This is a genomic window from Bacillus sp. USDA818B3_A, assembly GCF_009928415.1.
Taxonomy (GTDB): domain Bacteria; phylum Bacillota; class Bacilli; order Bacillales; family Cytobacillaceae; genus Neobacillus.
Window position 1 is genome coordinate 227,662 of sequence record NZ_JAABNN010000001.1, and the last position, 18,160, is coordinate 245,821.

Genomic DNA, 18,160 nt, shown 5'->3' on the forward strand with positions numbered 1-18,160 from the left:
TTAATCTGGAATGGTCCAAAGCAGCTCTACCCTTTCATGTACAGGTTTTCTCCATATTTCAATCATTTGAGCCACTATACTTACAGCAATCTCAACTGGACCCCTTGCCCCAATGGAGACACCTATGGGGGATGCAATTCCATTTGGAATCTCCTGGCCATGCAGCAATTTTCTCGTTCGTTCTTTTGGTCCAAGGACACCTAAGTATCGTATATTTTTATGGATGACTTTTAAAAGTAACTCTCGATCCCTTTTAAATTGATGTGTCATAATAACGACAAAATCATAGGGAGAAAAAGAGATTTGTTTAAGAAGGTCCAACGGAAACCCAATGATATGTTCATCTGCAGTCGGAAAGTATTTTTTCTGGCATAACGCTTCCCGCCAATCACAAACAGTTACCAAAAAGCCAGTCTCAGCTGCTAAGGATGCAAGTGGTCTAGCGTCAGGTCCTGCCCCAAAGACAATTAAACGCGGCTTTGGGTAAATCGTTTGTTGAAAGAAAGCGGTCCCATCCCTTGTGAGAGAGCCGCTTCTTGAGGAAAATTCAATCGTAGGAAGCGGTCCGGACCAGTTTCCAAAAGGCACACCATCCTCCTCAATAAAAACATATTCTCCAAGTTCATCCAATTTTTTTAAAACAATAACAGGCTTATTCTGGCTTAGCAGCTCACTAACCAGCCGATAATCCTCCATTACCTGTTCTGTAACGGGTTCAATTAATATATCAATGGTTCCATTGCAGCCTAAACCCTGCCCCCAGTTGAGGTCATCCTCCATATACAATTCATATTGAATAATCATTGCCTCTTGTTTCCTTAGGACCTCTTTCACTTTGATGGCCAGGTCTTCCTCTAAACAGCCTGCGGATAACATCCCCAATTGCTTGCCGTTTGAAAAAAACAACATGGAAGATCCTTCCCTTTTATAGGCAGAACCCTCTACCCCAACAATGGTTGCAATGACTTTTTCCCCAGGTCCATCAAGAGCATCTAAAATTTGATAAAAATCCTCCACACATTTCCCCCACTTTAATACTCATTATATTCCTACTGTTATTTATATTAGTGTGAATGCTATTCCTAGAATGATTTTAATTATCTAGTGGCTGTATATTTCAATCATTCGAAAACCTTCTTAAACTATTAATTAATCCTTCATAATTTGTTCATATTTTTCTATTAAGATAGTAGATAGGTTCTAGCAAGAACCTTTTAACCTCCGCCCCCCTTTATATAGATTAGGTTTGATTTGCCCGGCATTTGGCCGGGTTATTTTTTTTACCGCGAAAAAGCGCGCCCATTAAGTAGGGCGCGCTTTTTTCATGTTAACGGAATGGATAGGATTGGTTTTGTTGGTATGCTTGGGTTTGGAATGCTGGAGTAACATGTGAAACGGATTGATATCCAATTGTCCCCATTTGTCCCGCTAACTCTCTCTCCAATTGATTACACTGAGCAATCACTTCTTGGCATCGTTGAATGGCCATTTGATGCCCTTGTAAGCTTTGCTGAATCGTTTGCACTGCCATTCTTTCTTTTTGCAGCATTTGTTCCAGCATTCGTACATTTTGCTGCTCGTTCTCCAGCAATTGCTGATATTGCTGGTTACCTAGCTGGGTTTGCTGAATTAGCTGCTGAGAAAGTTGGCGACATTGATTAATATGTGTAATCGAATGTTGAGTGTTCATATAATACCCCCATTTGTTTGGATATCAACTGCCATTCAAACCCGTAAGGACCATGGGTTGATTCCTCAACCCAAGAATAGATTCCGCACTATTGGAGGTTTTCATTCTGAAACCTAACCGCCAAAAAATGTAAGTATAATTCTGCTTATCCCTGTCAATACCATTACCAACTGGTTAAAAGGGTGGTTAGTATGAATACAATTTATTTTATCAATGATCGTATTAGCATAGATGGAAAAACAAAAGAAGAAAGTATTTTATTACAGGAACAATCAATAAAAGATTATCTAACAGAACATAATCTACATGCTGCTGTTCTAAATCCATATCAATTGAAAGAGTACTACACAATTCCCCATGCACTAATGTACGATTTGCGCAGGACAAACAAAGCTTATGACGTGTTTATCTATTACTCCCAGCAAACATTAGAAGATTTCATCTATACCTATCCGGCTAAATGGTTAATTTTAAAAAGCTATTTTAAGGACATCATCACCATAAAAAAACATACGGATATGGGACAGCAACAGGCCATTTAGTTATTTTCGCCTTTTTTTGGCAGCCAGATGGTCACAGTTGTCCCCTTCCCTTCTTCACTGTCAATACTAATTTTACCTTGATGGGCTTCGATAATTCGATAGCACGTGATTAACCCAAGGCCTGTTCCTTTTTCTTTTGTTGAGTAAAATGGCTCCCCAAGCTTTTGTAATCGGTTGCTAGAAATACCGCAGCCATTATCGGAAACTTTAATGATGACCCCACTGATATCAGTCTTTACTGTCGTATGAACCTGTCCCATTTCGGATAATGATTCTAGGGCATTTTTGATAACATTAAGCAATACCTGCTTTAATGAATTGGGATCACCCATGATAGATACATTAGGTTGTTCCACATCAACATACAAGCTTTTCTGTGCCCGTTCTGCATCCCTTTCTACTAACTGAATAACCTGATGAACTAGCTCATCAACATAAACCAATCTCAACTTTTCAGTATGAGGTTTAGCCATGGTTAAAAATTCAGAAATAATTCCTTCCATACGCTGCAATTCATCAAAGACAATCCGTAAATAGACAGGGTTAATTTCTTTTTCCGCATCTAATAGCTGCATAAACCCTTTTATGGGTGTTAATGGATTACGAATCTCATGCGCAACCGCTGCTGCCATTTGTCCTACCACTGCTAATTTTTCAGATTTACGGAGACGGTCCTGCGTATCCATTCGTTGTTCAATATCTCGGGAAACAGAAACAAGTTCCTTTACTTCGCCGGTTATTGGATCACGTAATGCTTTAATCGTAGACTCAATCCAAACATATGAACCGTCTTTTTTTCGACAGCGGAACGAAATCAGCTTAAGTGCTTCTAATGAATCATGAGCAGGAATCTGTTTTAACTTGATTAGATCGTCAGGATGGATAAATTCTCGAGGATTTTTTCCAATCAATTCTTCGGGCTGAAACCCTAGTACGGTTTTAACAGAAGGAGAAAGATATAGGCAGGTGTAATCAACATTATGCAACATGATAATATCTGAAGAATGTTCTGCAAGGAGCCGGTACTTTTTCTCTCGATGTTTTAGTGCGTCCTCCATTTGTTTCTTCTCTGTAATATCAAGGACTTGTCCAAGTAAAAACTCTTCCCCTGTCAACTGCAGTTGAATCCTAGAGACGGTTAAAATGCCGGTTTTAATTTCACCTGACCTATGAATATACCTCTTTTCAAGCTGGTATTTTTCCCTTTTTCTTTTTAATACTTCATCAAATAAAAAGGTATCGTTCACCATATCATCCGGGTAAGAGATCTCCTCCATTGTCATGGTTGTTAATTCATCAACTGAATATCCTATAAACTCACAAAATGCCGGATTATATTGGATATTCAAATTATCTATCGAACTAATTAATTGAGGTATTTTTGATTGATAAAAAACCTCACGAAACAGTGTTAAATTAACCATTCCAGCCTCCAACTATTACATCCTATTTTTATATAAATGAGGTATCTGTCATTAAGAAAAAAAGACACTTTATTAGTATATAGTGAAATGAACAAATCTTAAAGTACTAATTTTCTGAATTTCTGATAAATAAAAAGAAGGATCATTCCAACAGGTCAGGCCTGTAAAATCATCCTCGATAAATCGTAGCATATCCACTTGTTAATTGATGTCTGTAAGGTGTTTTTACTATTAATATGCCGTCCTTGCCCCAAGATATCTTGGTTTCCAATAAGTATTAGTCATATCTGCAATGGCAACTCCATTTGAACCAGCTTGAATAAATTTATTATTGCCCAAATAAATTCCAACATGCGAAGGACCTGGTGCATAAGTTTCAAAGAAAACAAGGTCACCAGGATTTGGGGTAGTCACTGGTTTTAATCCTGACCACTGTGTGGCAGCAGTCCTTGGAATCGTGATGCCTACTTTAGCAAATACGTAGCTTGTGTAGCCGCTGCAATCAAAACCAGCAGGCGTGTTTCCTCCCCACAGGTATGGAGTTCCAATATATTTGTTTGCTTCGTTAATGACCAATTGTGCCTTTGAAACCGTGGTTTCAGGAGCAGATGTACTAGTGGAGGAAATTTTAAGAACTTGTCCAACATAAATAGTATCAGATGTCAGGTTATTAATAGATTTAAGCTGTGTAACCGTAATCCCAAAACGGCTGCTAATTTTCCAAAGTGTGTCCCCGCTTTGAACAGTATACGTGCTGTCATGGCTGTGCGGTGCCAATAGTGATAGTTTTTGATCCACATAGATTGAGTCACTTGAAAGGTTATTCCAAGTTTTTAGATTTGTTACAGATATCTGAGTAGTTTGTGAGATTTTCCAAAGTGTGTCACCAGATTTAACGGTGTAAATACTTTCATGAGCACTAGCTGTTCCGCTGAATGATATAAACAAGAGGCCCGCTGTTGCAGCAGCTGTCAAAAGTTGTTTTTTCATAGATAGAAGTTCTCCTTTGATTGATTGATAGTTCTATCATAATAGAGAGCTCTAATTGGATAAAATACCAAAGATATGGTTTTCAATTAAACTATCACCATTTTTGGGAAAATAAGCATGAATTGTGACAGCCATGAGGAAGATAAAACCCTATAATAATAAGGTTTTCAGAGCACTGAATGAAGAAAATAAAAAAATTCATTCATAGATTTGTAACAATTTTGTAATAATCCAGAAGGAAAAAAGCTAATGTAGAAATATTGTAACAATCCCTTTATCCATGGTCAAAGTGCCTATTTATAATAAAACTATAGAAACACTTTTTATATATAAAAATAATAATGGATTCTGGTGATGAAAATGCAAGGTATTAGTAAAGGACACCCACATTCAATGGGTCACCCACATGGAGCAGGTAAAAAAATAGATTATGATCAAAACCCGTTTATTGTCATTTGGGAGGTAACGAGAGCCTGTCAGCTTAAATGTGTTCACTGCCGTGCTGATGCCCAGTTGACTCCTGACCCAAGGGAGCTGTCCCATGAGGAAGGGATTCATTTAATCGATCAGATTTATGAGATGGATAACCCAATGCTCGTCTTTACTGGCGGGGATTGTATGATGAGAGATGATTTATATGAACTTGCTGATTATGCGATAAAAAAAGGAATGCGTGTCTCGATGACACCAAGTGCCACTGCTAATGTAACCAAAGAGAAAATGAGGTTATTTAAAGACGTGGGACTTTCACGCTGGGGCTTTAGCTTAGACGGGCCAACTCCCGAAATTCATGATCACTTCCGTGGTACTCCAGGGTCATTTGATTTGACTGTCGAAAAAATAAAATATTTAAATGAACTGGATATGCCGTTACAAATTAATACAGTCATCTCGCGTTATAATTATGATTCGCTCGAGGAAATGTCTAAATTAGTTGCTGAGCTTGGGGCAGTTATGTGGTATATTTTCCTGCTTGTTCCAACTGGCCGGGGCCAAATGGATGCTTGCATCTCTCCTAGTGAACACGAAAAAGTGTTCCGTTGGCTCTATGAGCTTAGTAAGACAGCACCGTATGATATTAAAACTACTGCAGCCCAGCACTATCGCCGTGTAGTATTGCAGCAGAAAACACGTGATCACTTAATTGATAAGGGTGAAATTCACTATGAAGATTCGATCACAACTGATTTTGCTTCCTTGCATGACGGATTAAAACGTGCTCCTAAGGGAGTAAACGATGGAAATGGATTTGCGTTTGTTTCTCATATCGGTGATGTCATGCCGAGCGGTTTACTTCCCATTGTCGGCGGGAATATCCGTGAAACCCCACTTGCGGAAATTTATCGTGAAGCAAAAGTATTTAAAGAACTTCGTCAGCCAGATAACTATAAAGGGAAATGCGGGGTTTGCGAATATAACAAAATTTGCGGAGGTTCCCGTTCGAGAACCTATGCTGTGACAGGAGATTATATGGAAAGTGAGCCATTCTGTGTCTATATACCTCAGGCTATGCGAAATAAAGAAGCGGCACCGTCTTTTTAAGATATAAAAGATAAAAGGCATTCCGACTGGAATGCCTTTTATTCGATTAATCCAGTATCTTCTATTTGAACCTTAGAGTTTACCTTAAAAATAATGTTAGGATAGATTTTTTTCCATTCCTCCCAATCATCGTTATTAAAATGCCTTGAACGGTATCTCAACCCAAAGCCAATCGGATCAAGATTGGACTTTTGCATTTTTACGAGTAATTTTTCAAATCTTTTACTGATCTCCTTTTCAGCCGCAGCTTCATATTCCGATAAAGCAGGAACTGGAACTCTTCTTGATGCCTCTTCTAAAGTTCCCTCCATTTCCACATTGAGCTTAATAAAGGGGCGTTTTGCTTTAGGGATATAAAGCTTATATTTTGTCTTTACTCGATTTGTATTGAGGACAACGATTGTATTTCCTTTGGTCACATTAATTGCACTCTTTTCCTCCCGATTACGAAGAAAATTAATGATTTTCGTTTCCTCCGGTGCAAGGGTCATTTTTAAGCTGCTCTTATTAAACAGGCCAACCGTATTAATTTCAAATAAATCTTTTTTAGCAACTATAATCGGTATGAGCGGGTCGATTCCTCTTTCAATTAATCGGTATTTCATATCAAAAAGATACTCTGGGTTTACATATGGAGTCTCAGAGCCCTCTTTCCCCAATGCTAAAAAGAGCGCATTGGAGGGAATCTGTTCAGATTTTGGTTTCACTTTTAATACATCCAATGCAGTGGGCTTTCCAATATTCACCCAAGCAATTTTTTGGATATCTCTTCTTCTCGTAAACCAATAATACATCCCGGCATTTCCTTTTTTTTTCACCACATCTTCGCTGAATACGATCACTTTTGCATGACTGAAGTCAATTTCCTTATCCACCTTTGTTTTAATAATTCGAACGGCCTCTGAAATGGAATTGGCTTCTTCGGAAACGATTTGGAATTGGGTGGGACTATCCTTAGAAGGACTAGGTACGGCAAATTTTAAACTTACTAAATATCTATTTGATTTGGTTTTCGCTTTGTCTACACCAATACTTACGACAAAAAACCGCTTATCAATATCTTTAAATCCACAGCCTCCAATAACCATACAGGAAAGAAGGATTATTAAATATTTAGCCCATCGTTTCACACGATTCTCCTCCTTGCCCATAAAAAGAACATGCCAACTAATAGAACTTCACAGACAAGCCGAATGATGAGCCAATAGGTGGCAAATTTCAAGAGAAGAATGGTATTAAAATAAATAATTCCTAAAATGGATACTCCGGTAAAAACACTTAGAATGAGCCAAACCTTTTTTTTACTGACTTCTTTTTTAAAGGAGCCCTTGATTAATTCAAGAGCAACGTGCCAGTGAATCGCTACACTCATCAGGGAAATGCTCATAAAGAACATTATAAATAAAAAAATGACACGTTCGATTGGACTGTAAACCAATCTTAAAGAATCGGCTGTAGTGACCCATGGGTAAAGATATTCTTGAGTACCGTCTGAACCGTGAAATCCAATCGGAATAAAAAAAGTAGTAAATATATTTATCAATCCTAAGAGCGCAATAATGACAAAATTCCTAGCCTTTAATGTACCTTTAATAACTCGATTAAAGACAATTAAATTTGCATACCCAGAAAAGCAATAGGTAGCAGCGGCAAAAGCTTTTATACTTGGCCATTTTAGAATATGGGTACCTACTTCAAGGACTGAATCCCAATTAAAAAATGGGTTGGTGTATGCCTTAAAAATAATAAACAATATCAATGGAGTATTAAGAAATAGGACGATTTCTAGAAGGTACATTACTCTATCAGTTGGCATTTGAATAATAAGGAAAATAGCTGCTAGATAAATAGCTAAAAGCATAAGTTTTGGCATCTCAGGATTAACAAAACGGGCCAAAATATCAATAAAGCCAATCAAGGTAATAAGACCCGCCGAAAACCAAACTAATTGTATACTGAGAAGATAGAGGCGCTTTACCCCACTATGGCTTTTTATAGGAAGATCAGGCAGTCCTTTTTGTGAAAATTTATTAATCGTTTTAGCATAAATATAACTTAGTCCAACACCTACAGGAATGGCCAGTATGACCCCCATTACGGCACCTTCATACCGATACTTGATTAATATTTTTGGAACAAAAATTATGACATTAATAATCATGTTCAAAAAGACTAAATAGAGAAAATATCGGTTCACATTCCTCCCCTCCTCTTGTTCCTATTCTTTATTTGGTTTACTTTGCACTAAGGTTAGAAATGGGGTCCCAAAGCTATCAAGCTTGACCATATAAGCCACCAGCAACATAAATCCTACAACCACTCCAACTAATCCAAAGAAGGTTGCAAATGCTAAAACAACGTATTTCATGATCCGCAGGGTAAAACTAAAGGCATTGATTGGGACCACAAAATTAGAAATGGCGACAGTTGAAACGATAATGATCATGATGTTACTAACTAACCCTGCCTCTGTCGCCGCCTGCCCTAATATTAATCCGCCGACGGTTGTAGCAGTTGGTCCAATGGCCTTTGGAAGACGGATACTTGCCTCAGTTAACATTTCCATCATGATTAACATGATCGTTACTTCGATAAAGGAGGGGTATGGCACACCTGTCCGGCTCCCCGCAATACTTATCGCCAGCTGGACCCTAAAAAGCTCTGGGTTATAACTGGTAACTGCAACATATAATCCTGGCAGGATCAGGCTAGTAAAAAAACCAATGTACCTTAACAATTGAAGAAATTTTGTTACCCAGAAAGTCTGATAGATATCCTCCATCGATGCCATAAAATCTTTCATAACTGTAGGCAAAACCACTGCAAAGGGTGTTCCACTGATAAGCAGGATAATCTTCCCTGCCGCTAAATTGACCACCACCCTGTCTGGCCGCTCCGTAACTAGCATAACGGGTATCAATGCCCGATTACTTTTTTTAATTAAATCAAGCAGCTGCTCTCCTGTTTGAAACACTTGAATATCCAGCTGTGATAAAAATTCCTTTATCCTATGTAATGTAACGGGGTCTGCCCGCTTGCTATCATGGACAATCATAACCATTGTTTTAGAAAGTGAGCCGACGGTTGTCGATTCAACCTTTAAAGTTGGTTCAGGATAACGCTGGCGAATAAGTCCTATATTTGTAGGAATACTTTCGCTAAATCCTGATTGGGGTCCTTGAATCGTTGTTTCAACCGTTGTATCCAAAACTGAATTATTACGGTCTATCTTAGTATCTAAAAGGAAAACTGAATCAAAGTAGATAAGGATTGTCATGCCCCTCAGTAACTCTTCGATTGCTTTTTCTTTGGTATCCATTGGTTTAATGGCGGGATGCGACTTTAGATAGGCTGAAAATGGAACAGCCTCCTTCATTTCATAAAATGGGATAACTAACTTTTGCTGCAAAATCTTCTCATCCATAATGGTTTTTATATAAAAAATCTCAATTGATTTTTCCTTTGTATGTAATTCTTTTAATACAACATCCTCAGAAGTAGGTAAGCTTTCTTTAATTGACCTGCTCGCTTGCATTATTATACCTCTCCACGCTTATTTCTTTATAAGTTCCCACGCCGTTTGCCATTTTATTCTAAAACGTCATGATGCTGGAATACGGATACGGATTCGATGCCCATTATGAGGCCTGTTTTTTCTTGGTTAAGTTGCTTCCATTTTGGGAAAGTTGTTTTTAGGAATATTTATGAAGGGAAATCCACCGGATGCAGCACATTCATTTAAAGGAAAAACACGTTACTAATGCTTATTTTCAATTTATTTTCCCTTTTTCAATTGTGGCAGGCTCCTCCGAAAAATTGGTCAATTATATACAGGAATTAGGTTTTGATCGTTTTCATTTGAACGATAGTGAGAAGGAAGAGGTCTACTATGGAAACTTCCGTTTGAATCATGAGCAACTTAAGAACTATTTTCTCCCTCTTACAGCCAATATTCTTTTTCCCGTAACACATATTGAAAAAGGATTTCAACGTTTTTCAAAAAATCTCAATCAGGATGGAGAGCTAATCGTTAAAGATACTAGTATTCATTTTAAAATACACTCTATCGATCTAATTACTTGCCCTTTTGATTTAGGTTTTTTAACCATCCGAACGGAAATTGAAAATGGCTCCTTATCTAATTCCATTGAGTTTGCAGACTGTTTTAGAAGACAAAATGCAGAAATTCTTAACTTTGCGATACATGTAGAAGGAAGTACCTATTATAATTTTATTAAGTTCATCATTCATCGATATTGCCCAAAACTTGTCTCATATTTGAACAATGACGAAGTCCTTTTTCTAGAGAACAATTTGTATGTTCAATCATTCCTTTCTGTTGATGGGGTCGAAACCGTTAATCCAGTCGACCTCTACCGCTTTGGTACCTTTTGCAGTTATGACCAAGCCCAAGACATATCTACAGATGCAAGTAACTTGGATTATATTTCAAACGTATTACGGAATTATGCATACGAACCATTTGCACCAGCCACGAATTACCTGTTTCAACAAAACGGTATGGTCGGCATTACGACTCTAAAAAAAACAGATCCACACATGCAGCGGTTTTATGGATTTTATTATTACGCTGTGCTGCTTAACCTTTTTCATAAATTCGTATTGTTAAAAATAGCAAATGGGTATTCTGCCATTCATTTAGAACAGGATCAGCAGAAGCTCAGCGGCCTGCTTTATGAATTAAACACCTTTACCTCTAATTACTTTTATACCGTCTATCCACTAACATCCGAGGGGCAGGATATCTTTACATTATTAAAAAAAAGCCTTGGTATTGATCGATTATATGCCAATTGTCAAGATATTCTCTTTAGCCTGGTAAAGTACGAAGACACCAATGTAGCAAAAAAAGATAGTATGTTATTGTTAGTCTTAACTCTTTATACTGTTATTTGCGGAATTTTTAGTATGAATCTGTTTACCCATGATTTACAGGGGAATATTCCCTGGCACCACTTTAAGACCTATAATCCTTTCGAATACTTTGCTGTTTTTATTGTTTTTAGCGGAATGTCAGTGGTAGCCTTTCTTAGCATCCAGGGATTTCTTCAAAGTTATCAGAACCGTAAAAACCGTAAGAAGTGGGTGCGGAAGACGGTTTGGTCGACGAAGGATAATAGATAAAATAAATCACTTTTCTTTTTCAATTATTGCTTTATAGTAAAGGGTATAGACGAATTAAGGAGAAAAAAAAGAATTTTATGATTAGAACGCTCGCATTAGATTCAAACCATCAACTGATTAAAGATATAGAAATTGAAAAACTAGTCATGGGGGATTATCAGTGGTATTGGATTGATTTTCATCAGCCTACCGAAGAAGAGACCAATTACCTGCGAACTCCCCTCTCTTTCCATCCATTAGCGATTGAAGATTGTATTCATCACCTTCAGCGTCCCAAACTTGATTACTATGAAGGTTATACCTTTTTTGTTACGCAAACCTTTAATCAAACACCTACGCAGAAGGAAGAGGTAGATTTTTTTCTTGGCAAGAACTATTGTATTACTTATCACCATCAACCTTGTTCGGAAATTGAGGAAGTATGGGACAGATTAGTTCAGGCTGATTCGACTGAAAAATGGGATGCATCCCATATATTTTATTTGGTTTTGGATAATATGGTCGATAATTATTTTCCACTTGTATACCAAATTGAAGATATGTTAAATGAAATTGATGATAACTCGAAAAGAAGATCTATGGAGGATTTGCTCGAGGACTTATTTGATACAAGACACGAACTATTATCGTTAAGGCATACCGTTACGCCCATGCGGGACCTTCTTTATCGTATTCTTAACTCACAGCGGGAAACATACATAAAAGGGAAAGCAGAATACTTTTCTGACATCCATGATCATTTATTAAAACTAACCGAAATGATTGAAGCTAACCGCGAATTAACAACGGACATTCGCGACAGTTATATCTCATTAAACTCCCATCAAACCAATCACGTGATGAAGGTTTTGACAGTCATCACCACCATTTTCATGCCAATCACTTTTATAGCTGGTTTGTACGGGATGAATTTCAATCATATGCCTGAATTAACCTGGAAATATGGGTATCCTTTTGCTTTATTCATCATGGCTGTCATTACGATAGGTATGTCTCTTTGGTTTAAAAAGAAAGGTTGGTTCAAATAAGGTATTTTAATATGAGGACAACAGGAAGGGGTAATTAACATGGTTCAAGTCAATACAGAGGAAACGATGAAATTAATAGCTGATTTAGTATCCATTCCAAGCCCATCGGGAAATACAAACGAAGTCATTACTTTTGTCGAAAATTTCTTAAAAGAGTCAGGAATTGATACCTATCGAAATCGAAAAGGTGGTTTAATTGCCACCCTCCCAGGGCAGGATTCCAGCAGACATCGAATGCTGACCGCTCATGTGGACACTCTTGGGGCAATGGTAAAAGAAGTGAAAGCAAACGGAAGATTAAAAATTGACCTAATCGGCGGGTTTAGATTTAATTCCATCGAGGGTGAATACTGTCAAATTGAAACCCAAACCGGAAAAACCTATACAGGGACGATCCTAATGCATCAGACTTCCGTGCATGTGTATAAAGATGCTGGCAAAGCCGAACGGAATCAGGATAATATAGAAGTCCGGATTGATGAGAAAGTACACACAAAGGAAGAAGTACGTGCACTTGGGATTGAAGTCGGTGATTTTATTTCGTTTGATCCTCGTGTAGAAATCACCCCGAGCGGTTATATTAAATCACGTCATTTGGACGACAAAGCAAGTGTCGGGATTCTCCTTCAATTAATGAAGAATATTAAACTAGAAGGAATTATTTTGCCTTATACTACCCATTTCTTAATTTCGAATAATGAAGAAATTGGTTATGGCGGAAATTCAAATATTACGCCGGAAACGGTAGAATATTTAGCCGTGGATATGGGGGCTATGGGTGACGGCCAGTCTACCGATGAATATACAGTTTCTATTTGTGTTAAAGATTCGAGTGGTCCCTACCATTATGAATTACGAAAACATTTAGTCCGTCTTGCTGAAGAAAACAAAATAGGTTATAAACTAGATATTTATCCCTTCTACGGTTCTGACGCCTCAGCAGCTATTCGCTCTGGTCATGATATTATCCATGGCCTAATCGGACCGGGAATCGATTCCTCCCATGCGTTTGAACGGACACATGTTTCATCCATTGAAAATACAGCCAAGCTGTTATATTATTACGTTCAATCTAATTTAGTTATTTAAAATATTGAATCATGTACAGCACCGGCCGGAAATCTATTCCGGCTGTTTGTTTTATTAATGCTAATCTAGTACAATACAGAAAATAACGTTATAATAGACATAGACGAGTATGTTCCAACTCATCAATAGGAGATGAAGGTTATGTTTTCTAATATAGGTGTTCCAGGATTGATTTTAATACTTATCGTAGCTTTAGTAATTTTTGGGCCAAACAAACTTCCGGAAATTGGACGGGCATTTGGAAAATCGATTCGAGAATTCAAAAAAGCAACTGATGGAATTGCTGATGATATTAAAGGAGAAATTAAAGAGGATATTTCAGAGGCAAAAAAAGAATCAATCAGTTTAAAGAAGTAAAACATTCAATGAGGCATCCCTGCAACAGGAATGCCTCTTTTTTTTACCTTTTTTTAGTGAGTGACTGGAATTGATCCATTAATTTCTTCCGTGCATCAGGGTTACGCATTAAATAGGCAGCCCCCAAACCAATGGTTGTCATCATTAATGATTTTCTTTTCATTTTACATCCATCCTCTCGTAATTGCCTTCATCATATATATTCCCTCAGATTATGGAGATTAAAACATAAAACCGAAAAAGCCAATTCCATTTTGGAAGTTGGCTTTTTAAAATACTAATCTCAGGCATGTCATCCACTCTATACTTACTTTGCCAGTTTTTCTTTCAATAATTGATTATGTTGTTTCGTTTGTACCAGTAATTGATTTAAAAGAGCGGCTGCTTGTTTGTTATCTTTTTTATCTACAGCTATACGGAGCTCATGGAACGTCTTCCAATGCCCCATCTCTTTTCCGCCATGTGCCTGTTTAAAGAATTCCTCTTTTGTTATTTTACCTGATTCCAATTGTTTTTTTAGTTCCTCTATTTTAGCTATTCTTTCCTTTTTCCATTGTTCACGTTTAGTAGAATTTTCAGGACTCATCCATTGGGTTCGCAGATTTTTCTTTTCCTCTAGAACCTTCGTCCATTCTGCCTTCTTTTCAGGGGTATACTGTGATACCCACACAAGAAGCTTTTGCTCTCTCTTTGCCATCATGCTCTGCCAATCTTTATGAGTCATATGGTCTCGTTTCCCATCCTTGCAATCACATGGCTTCTCATCATGTGCAGCAGGAATAGTATGATTAGCCAGCACGGCAGAAGGCATTAGAAGTAATGCGGCTGCAAACACAAATCCTTTAAGTTTCATAACAACTCTCCTTCATTTATCTAATCATTTCCTATAACACGAAATTATCATGCCCCATTTGTCAAAAAAAATTTACCAATTAGACAAAATTATAGGTAAAAAGTACTTGAGAAATTCATTTGAATGACGTATCCTAAAATCATCCTATGTGAAATGTTTCACATAGAAAAATAGTCTTTTCTATTTTTTTCGTCTATTTTGTGAATTATTTCACATAAATAATTATATATATATAATGGGTTTGGAGTGGGGAGTTAAATGAATAAGCCAAAAATTGTTATCTTAGGTGCTGGTTATGGTGGAATTATCACAAGCAAAAGCCTCGAAAAATTATTAAAGTCTGGGGAAGCAGATGTAACCCTAATTAACAAGCATGAATATCACTACATAACAACTCAGCTTCATAAGACAGTAATTGGAACAGCAGCCGATCGTCAAATTGCGATGTCTATTCCTGAACTGATTAATCCTAATAAAACTCGTTTCTTACGTGGGACTGTCTCTTCTGTCGACACAAATAAACAAGAAGTCAAACTTGAAGATGGTGATTCCATTCCGTATGATTATCTGGTTATCGCGCTTGGTTTCGAGGTCGAAACATACGGAACACCTGGTATCAAGGAAAATGCCTTTGAAATTAGAAGTTTTAGAAGTTCAAAAGCTATTTATCATCAAATTATTAAACAATTTAATCTATATAAGCAAGATCAGGATCCTTCCCGGTTAACCTTTGTGGTTGCTGGAGGTGGTTTTACAGGTGTCGAATTGCTGGGAGAGTTTGCCGATGGACTTCCAAAGTTATGTGAAGAACACAATATTCCATTTGAGAAGGTCAAAATTGTTGCAATTGAAGCGGCACCATCCGTTATACCTTTCTTCCCTAAACAGTCTATTCAATATACAACTGAAGTATTAGAACAGATGAATATTGAACTGATCACAGGAAGAAAGATTCTTGAATGTACACCTGAAAAGGTGGTGATCGAACCTAATTGCGAAATTCCTACTCGGACCTTGGTTTGGTCTTGTGGTGTAAAAGGAAATACGATTGTTCATAATTGGGGACTGCCCATTGAAAGAGGCAAGATTGCCGTTGATGCCCAACTTCGTGTGAAAAATACGAAAAATGTATTTAGTCTTGGTGACTGCTCCCTGTTTATGAAGGATGATAAGAGTGCGCTGGCACCAACTGCCCAGGTAGCGCTGCAACAGGCACCTGTCCTTGCGAAAAATATCGTTGCTTCTATACGTCGTGAATCGTTGGAAGCTTTTGAATACCATCATAAGGGTTCCGTTGCCTCCATTGGTCTTAAAGTGGGGGTCGGTAAAGTTGGCAATGTCCGTTTATCCGGTATCATTGGAGGCTTTATGAAACTAGTCATTGAGGCCCGTTACCTATTTAACCTTGGCGGTCCATCTTTAATTTTGAAGCAGCATTTTGGGGTTGATCGTAATCCAATTAAAGTTACAGCTAAGAACTAATCTGGTTGCTTTCCTGGCTCAGGTCCCTTCCTGCCTGCCAATGATTATATATCCCTATTTAAAAATGTAAACTTAAACCCCCATCCTGTATATAGGATGGGGCATTTTTTTAATGGTTTCATTTTTTTAATATACATCTTTTTTTGTAAAAACGGCAAAAGAAACAACCAAAGCTGCGGCCCACCATATGAGTAACACCAACATAGAAAAGGAAAGATTCATCCCTTCAATCGGAGGAGCGTTTCCCTTCATATAATCGGTTAACCGTAAATTGACCATAAAAAAGTATTTGGCAGATTCCCAGGAGGAGACCATATTATTTAAGATAGCCCCTGAGATGAGAGAGGCTAGCATAACACCCATTCCAGCAGCTGTACTGCGGATTAATACAGATAACATAAATGACAATGTACCGACAACAATGGCAACAAACCATACTAACCCAAAGTCCATCAGCAAGAACTTCCAAAGACTGAGAAGTTTTACATCTGAGGTATTAAGCCCTTCATCTGTCACATTGAAACCTGTTAAGATCGGTGCGCCCCAGCCCTTATAGCCAAAAACCAATCCTGAAATGACATATGATAGAAAAGCAGAAATGGCAATAATAAGGGAAACTGCTAAGCATAGTGTAATATATTTGCTTAAAAGTACCTTCCACCTCTTTACTGGCCTTGTCAAGAGCAACTTGATCGAGCCAAGACTATGCTCGGAGGATACTAAATCACTAGCAATGACCATCACCATCAACGGGATAAATAAATCGATGGAGTTTTCCAAAAAGATGCGCATGAACGTTGGTGCCCCTGGCTCCGACGGATTGATATCATGATCTAAATAGTATTGCTGCTGCTGAAGGGAAATCTGCAGTTGTTTTTTCCATTCATCTGAGATCCTGCTAGAGCTAAGGCGGTTGGTTGTGTCGACAATCTGCTGCTGCAATATCGTACGCCAATCACTAGTACCTAACTTTTCTCGCTGTGTTTCCACCTGCTTATATTGAGCATAAGTAAACAATATGACGAGAACACCAATTATTAAGGCAATGACAACAAGTCTTTTCTTGGCAATTAGCTTCATCATTTCATTTTGAACCAATTTATTCAATGGTGTCACCCCCCGTTAGTTCGAGGAATAGGTCTTCTAATACCGGCATCTTTCGAGTGATTTCCGCAACAGAAACCCCCGCGGCAACAAGTTGTTTATTCCATTCCGGTGTTTTTTGTTCATTAAATTCAGTGATAATCGTGCCATCCTCATTTACCTCGATCGAAGTTAATTCGCTTAATACTTGCTGTCCTTTTTCAAAAGGTGAAACCCGCCAAACGACTCGTTCTCGATTTGAAAGCAGACGTTCCACCGTGTCCGTCTTTATAATGGTCCCTTTTGAAATAATTGCTACTCGGTCACATAATAATTGGATTTCACTTAATAAGTGGCTCGAGACAAGAACACTCAACCCTTCTTGTTCAGCAAGAAAACGAATGAATTGCCGCATTTCGCGGATTCCTGCAGGGTCTAGACCGTTTGTTGGCTCATCTAAAATTAACACCTTGGGCCGTCCTAATAAAGCTTGGGCAATCCCGAGACGCTGCCTCATACCTAATGAATAGGTCTTGACTTTATCATGAATGCGATCCGTTAAGCCAACCAGCCCGGTCACTTCTTTTATACGCTCCTCGCCGATTCCATCAAGCATACGAGCAAAATGAAGCAGGTTATTGTAGCCTGATAAATATGGATACAGCTCCGGGTTTTCAACAATACAGCCAAGGTTATTCATCGCCTGCTTAAAGTCTTCTGCTACATTGCAGCCGCATATTTGAATGCTCCCGGCAGTCGGTTTTATGAGTCCAACCAGCATCCGGATCGTCGTTGTTTTTCCTGCGCCATTTGGCCCCAAGAACCCGAACACTTCCCCTTCACGCAGATCAAAAGTCAATCCCTTGATAATCTCCCTTTTTCCAATCACTTTTTTTAAATTATTAACGGCTAAGGTTATTTTTTTCTCCATTAGA

General features: G+C 38.1%; 17 protein-coding genes. 7 read left to right on the top strand and 10 right to left on the bottom strand.

The genetic code is table 11. From position 1 onward, the window contains the following. Window positions 1-1,017: an XdhC family protein gene (locus GXK58_RS01155; RefSeq protein ID WP_160719079.1), complete on the bottom strand. Its 1,017-nt coding sequence runs from the start codon at window positions 1,015-1,017 to the stop codon at window positions 1-3. 310 nt (window positions 1,018-1,327) lie between these two features. Continuing rightward, on the bottom strand, window positions 1,328-1,690 hold the full coding sequence (locus tag GXK58_RS01160) for a hypothetical protein (RefSeq protein ID WP_160719081.1): 363 nt from the start codon (window positions 1,688-1,690) through the stop codon (window positions 1,328-1,330). 191 nt (window positions 1,691-1,881) lie between these two features. Here GXK58_RS01160 and GXK58_RS01165 point away from each other — a divergent pair, with 191 nt between their 5' ends. Next, window positions 1,882-2,232: a hypothetical protein gene (locus GXK58_RS01165; protein ID WP_160719083.1), complete on the top strand. Its 351-nt coding sequence runs from the start codon at window positions 1,882-1,884 to the stop codon at window positions 2,230-2,232. Here the strand turns inward: GXK58_RS01165 and GXK58_RS01170 are convergent. Then, the gene (locus GXK58_RS01170; protein ID WP_160719085.1) at window positions 2,229-3,656 is read right to left on the bottom strand and encodes a PAS domain S-box protein; all 1,428 of its coding nucleotides are present in this window, start codon (window positions 3,654-3,656) and stop codon (window positions 2,229-2,231) included. The genes GXK58_RS01165 and GXK58_RS01170 overlap by 4 nt on opposite strands. 231 nt (window positions 3,657-3,887) lie before the next feature. Then, the gene (locus GXK58_RS01175; RefSeq protein ID WP_160719087.1) at window positions 3,888-4,646 is read right to left on the bottom strand and encodes a C40 family peptidase; all 759 of its coding nucleotides are present in this window, start codon (window positions 4,644-4,646) and stop codon (window positions 3,888-3,890) included. Window positions 4,647-5,006: 360 nt separating this feature from the next. Between GXK58_RS01175 and GXK58_RS01180 the strand changes: the two genes are divergently transcribed. After that, entirely contained in the window at window positions 5,007-6,188 is a 1,182-nt protein-coding gene (locus GXK58_RS01180; protein ID WP_442862447.1) for a TIGR04053 family radical SAM/SPASM domain-containing protein, read from the top strand. Between the two features lie 38 nt (window positions 6,189-6,226). Here the strand turns inward: GXK58_RS01180 and GXK58_RS01185 are convergent, their stop codons facing one another. From GXK58_RS01185 to GXK58_RS01195, 3 genes are read right to left on the bottom strand one after another with little or no spacing between them, the layout of a single operon-like run. Beyond that, window positions 6,227-7,318 carry a Ger(x)C family spore germination protein gene (locus tag GXK58_RS01185; protein WP_237389525.1) on the bottom strand — a complete coding sequence of 364 codons (1,092 nt, stop codon included), beginning with the start codon at window positions 7,316-7,318 and terminating at the stop codon, window positions 6,227-6,229. Beyond that, entirely contained in the window at window positions 7,315-8,385 is a 1,071-nt protein-coding gene (locus tag GXK58_RS01190) for a hypothetical protein (protein ID WP_160719091.1), read from the bottom strand. Before GXK58_RS01190 ends, GXK58_RS01185 begins: the two co-directional genes overlap by 4 nt. A 21-nt stretch (window positions 8,386-8,406) precedes the next feature. Continuing rightward, entirely contained in the window at window positions 8,407-9,723 is a 1,317-nt protein-coding gene (locus tag GXK58_RS01195) for a spore germination protein (RefSeq protein WP_160719093.1), read from the bottom strand. A gap of 188 nt (window positions 9,724-9,911) precedes the next feature. Between GXK58_RS01195 and GXK58_RS01200 the strand changes: the two genes are divergently transcribed. The 4 genes from GXK58_RS01200 (at window position 9,912) to GXK58_RS01215 (ending at window position 13,807) form a co-directional block, all read left to right on the top strand. Further along, entirely contained in the window at window positions 9,912-11,333 is a 1,422-nt protein-coding gene (locus tag GXK58_RS01200; protein ID WP_160719095.1) for a hypothetical protein, read from the top strand. Between the two features lie 77 nt (window positions 11,334-11,410). Beyond that, window positions 11,411-12,361 (top strand): magnesium/cobalt transporter CorA, encoded by a 951-nt coding sequence (gene corA, locus GXK58_RS01205; RefSeq protein WP_160719097.1) that lies wholly within the window; start codon window positions 11,411-11,413, stop codon window positions 12,359-12,361. 39 nt (window positions 12,362-12,400) lie between these two features. After that, window positions 12,401-13,450, top strand: coding sequence for a M42 family metallopeptidase (locus tag GXK58_RS01210; RefSeq protein WP_160719099.1), 1,050 nt, complete (start codon window positions 12,401-12,403; stop codon window positions 13,448-13,450). Window positions 13,451-13,591: 141 nt separating this feature from the next. Continuing rightward, window positions 13,592-13,807 (top strand): twin-arginine translocase TatA/TatE family subunit, encoded by a 216-nt coding sequence (locus tag GXK58_RS01215; RefSeq protein WP_160719101.1) that lies wholly within the window; start codon window positions 13,592-13,594, stop codon window positions 13,805-13,807. Window positions 13,808-14,114: 307 nt separating this feature from the next. Here the strand turns inward: GXK58_RS01215 and GXK58_RS01220 are convergent, their stop codons facing one another. Then, entirely contained in the window at window positions 14,115-14,660 is a 546-nt protein-coding gene (locus tag GXK58_RS01220) for a hypothetical protein (RefSeq protein ID WP_160719103.1), read from the bottom strand. A gap of 258 nt (window positions 14,661-14,918) precedes the next feature. Here GXK58_RS01220 and GXK58_RS01225 point away from each other — a divergent pair, with 258 nt between their 5' ends. After that, complete coding sequence (locus GXK58_RS01225) at window positions 14,919-16,142, top strand: NAD(P)/FAD-dependent oxidoreductase (RefSeq protein ID WP_160719105.1); 1,224 nt, start codon at window positions 14,919-14,921, stop codon at window positions 16,140-16,142. A gap of 126 nt (window positions 16,143-16,268) precedes the next feature. Here GXK58_RS01225 and GXK58_RS01230 read toward each other — a convergent pair whose 3' ends face one another. Both GXK58_RS01230 and GXK58_RS01235 read right to left on the bottom strand, forming a co-directional pair. Further along, entirely contained in the window at window positions 16,269-17,249 is a 981-nt protein-coding gene (locus GXK58_RS01230) for an ABC transporter permease (protein WP_160719107.1), read from the bottom strand. Continuing rightward, a complete protein-coding gene (locus tag GXK58_RS01235; protein ID WP_160719109.1) occupies window positions 17,242-18,156 on the bottom strand; it encodes an ABC transporter ATP-binding protein in 915 nt (304 codons plus the stop codon). The genes GXK58_RS01230 and GXK58_RS01235 overlap by 8 nt, the downstream gene beginning before the upstream one ends. Between the last annotated feature and the right edge of the window lie 4 nt (window positions 18,157-18,160).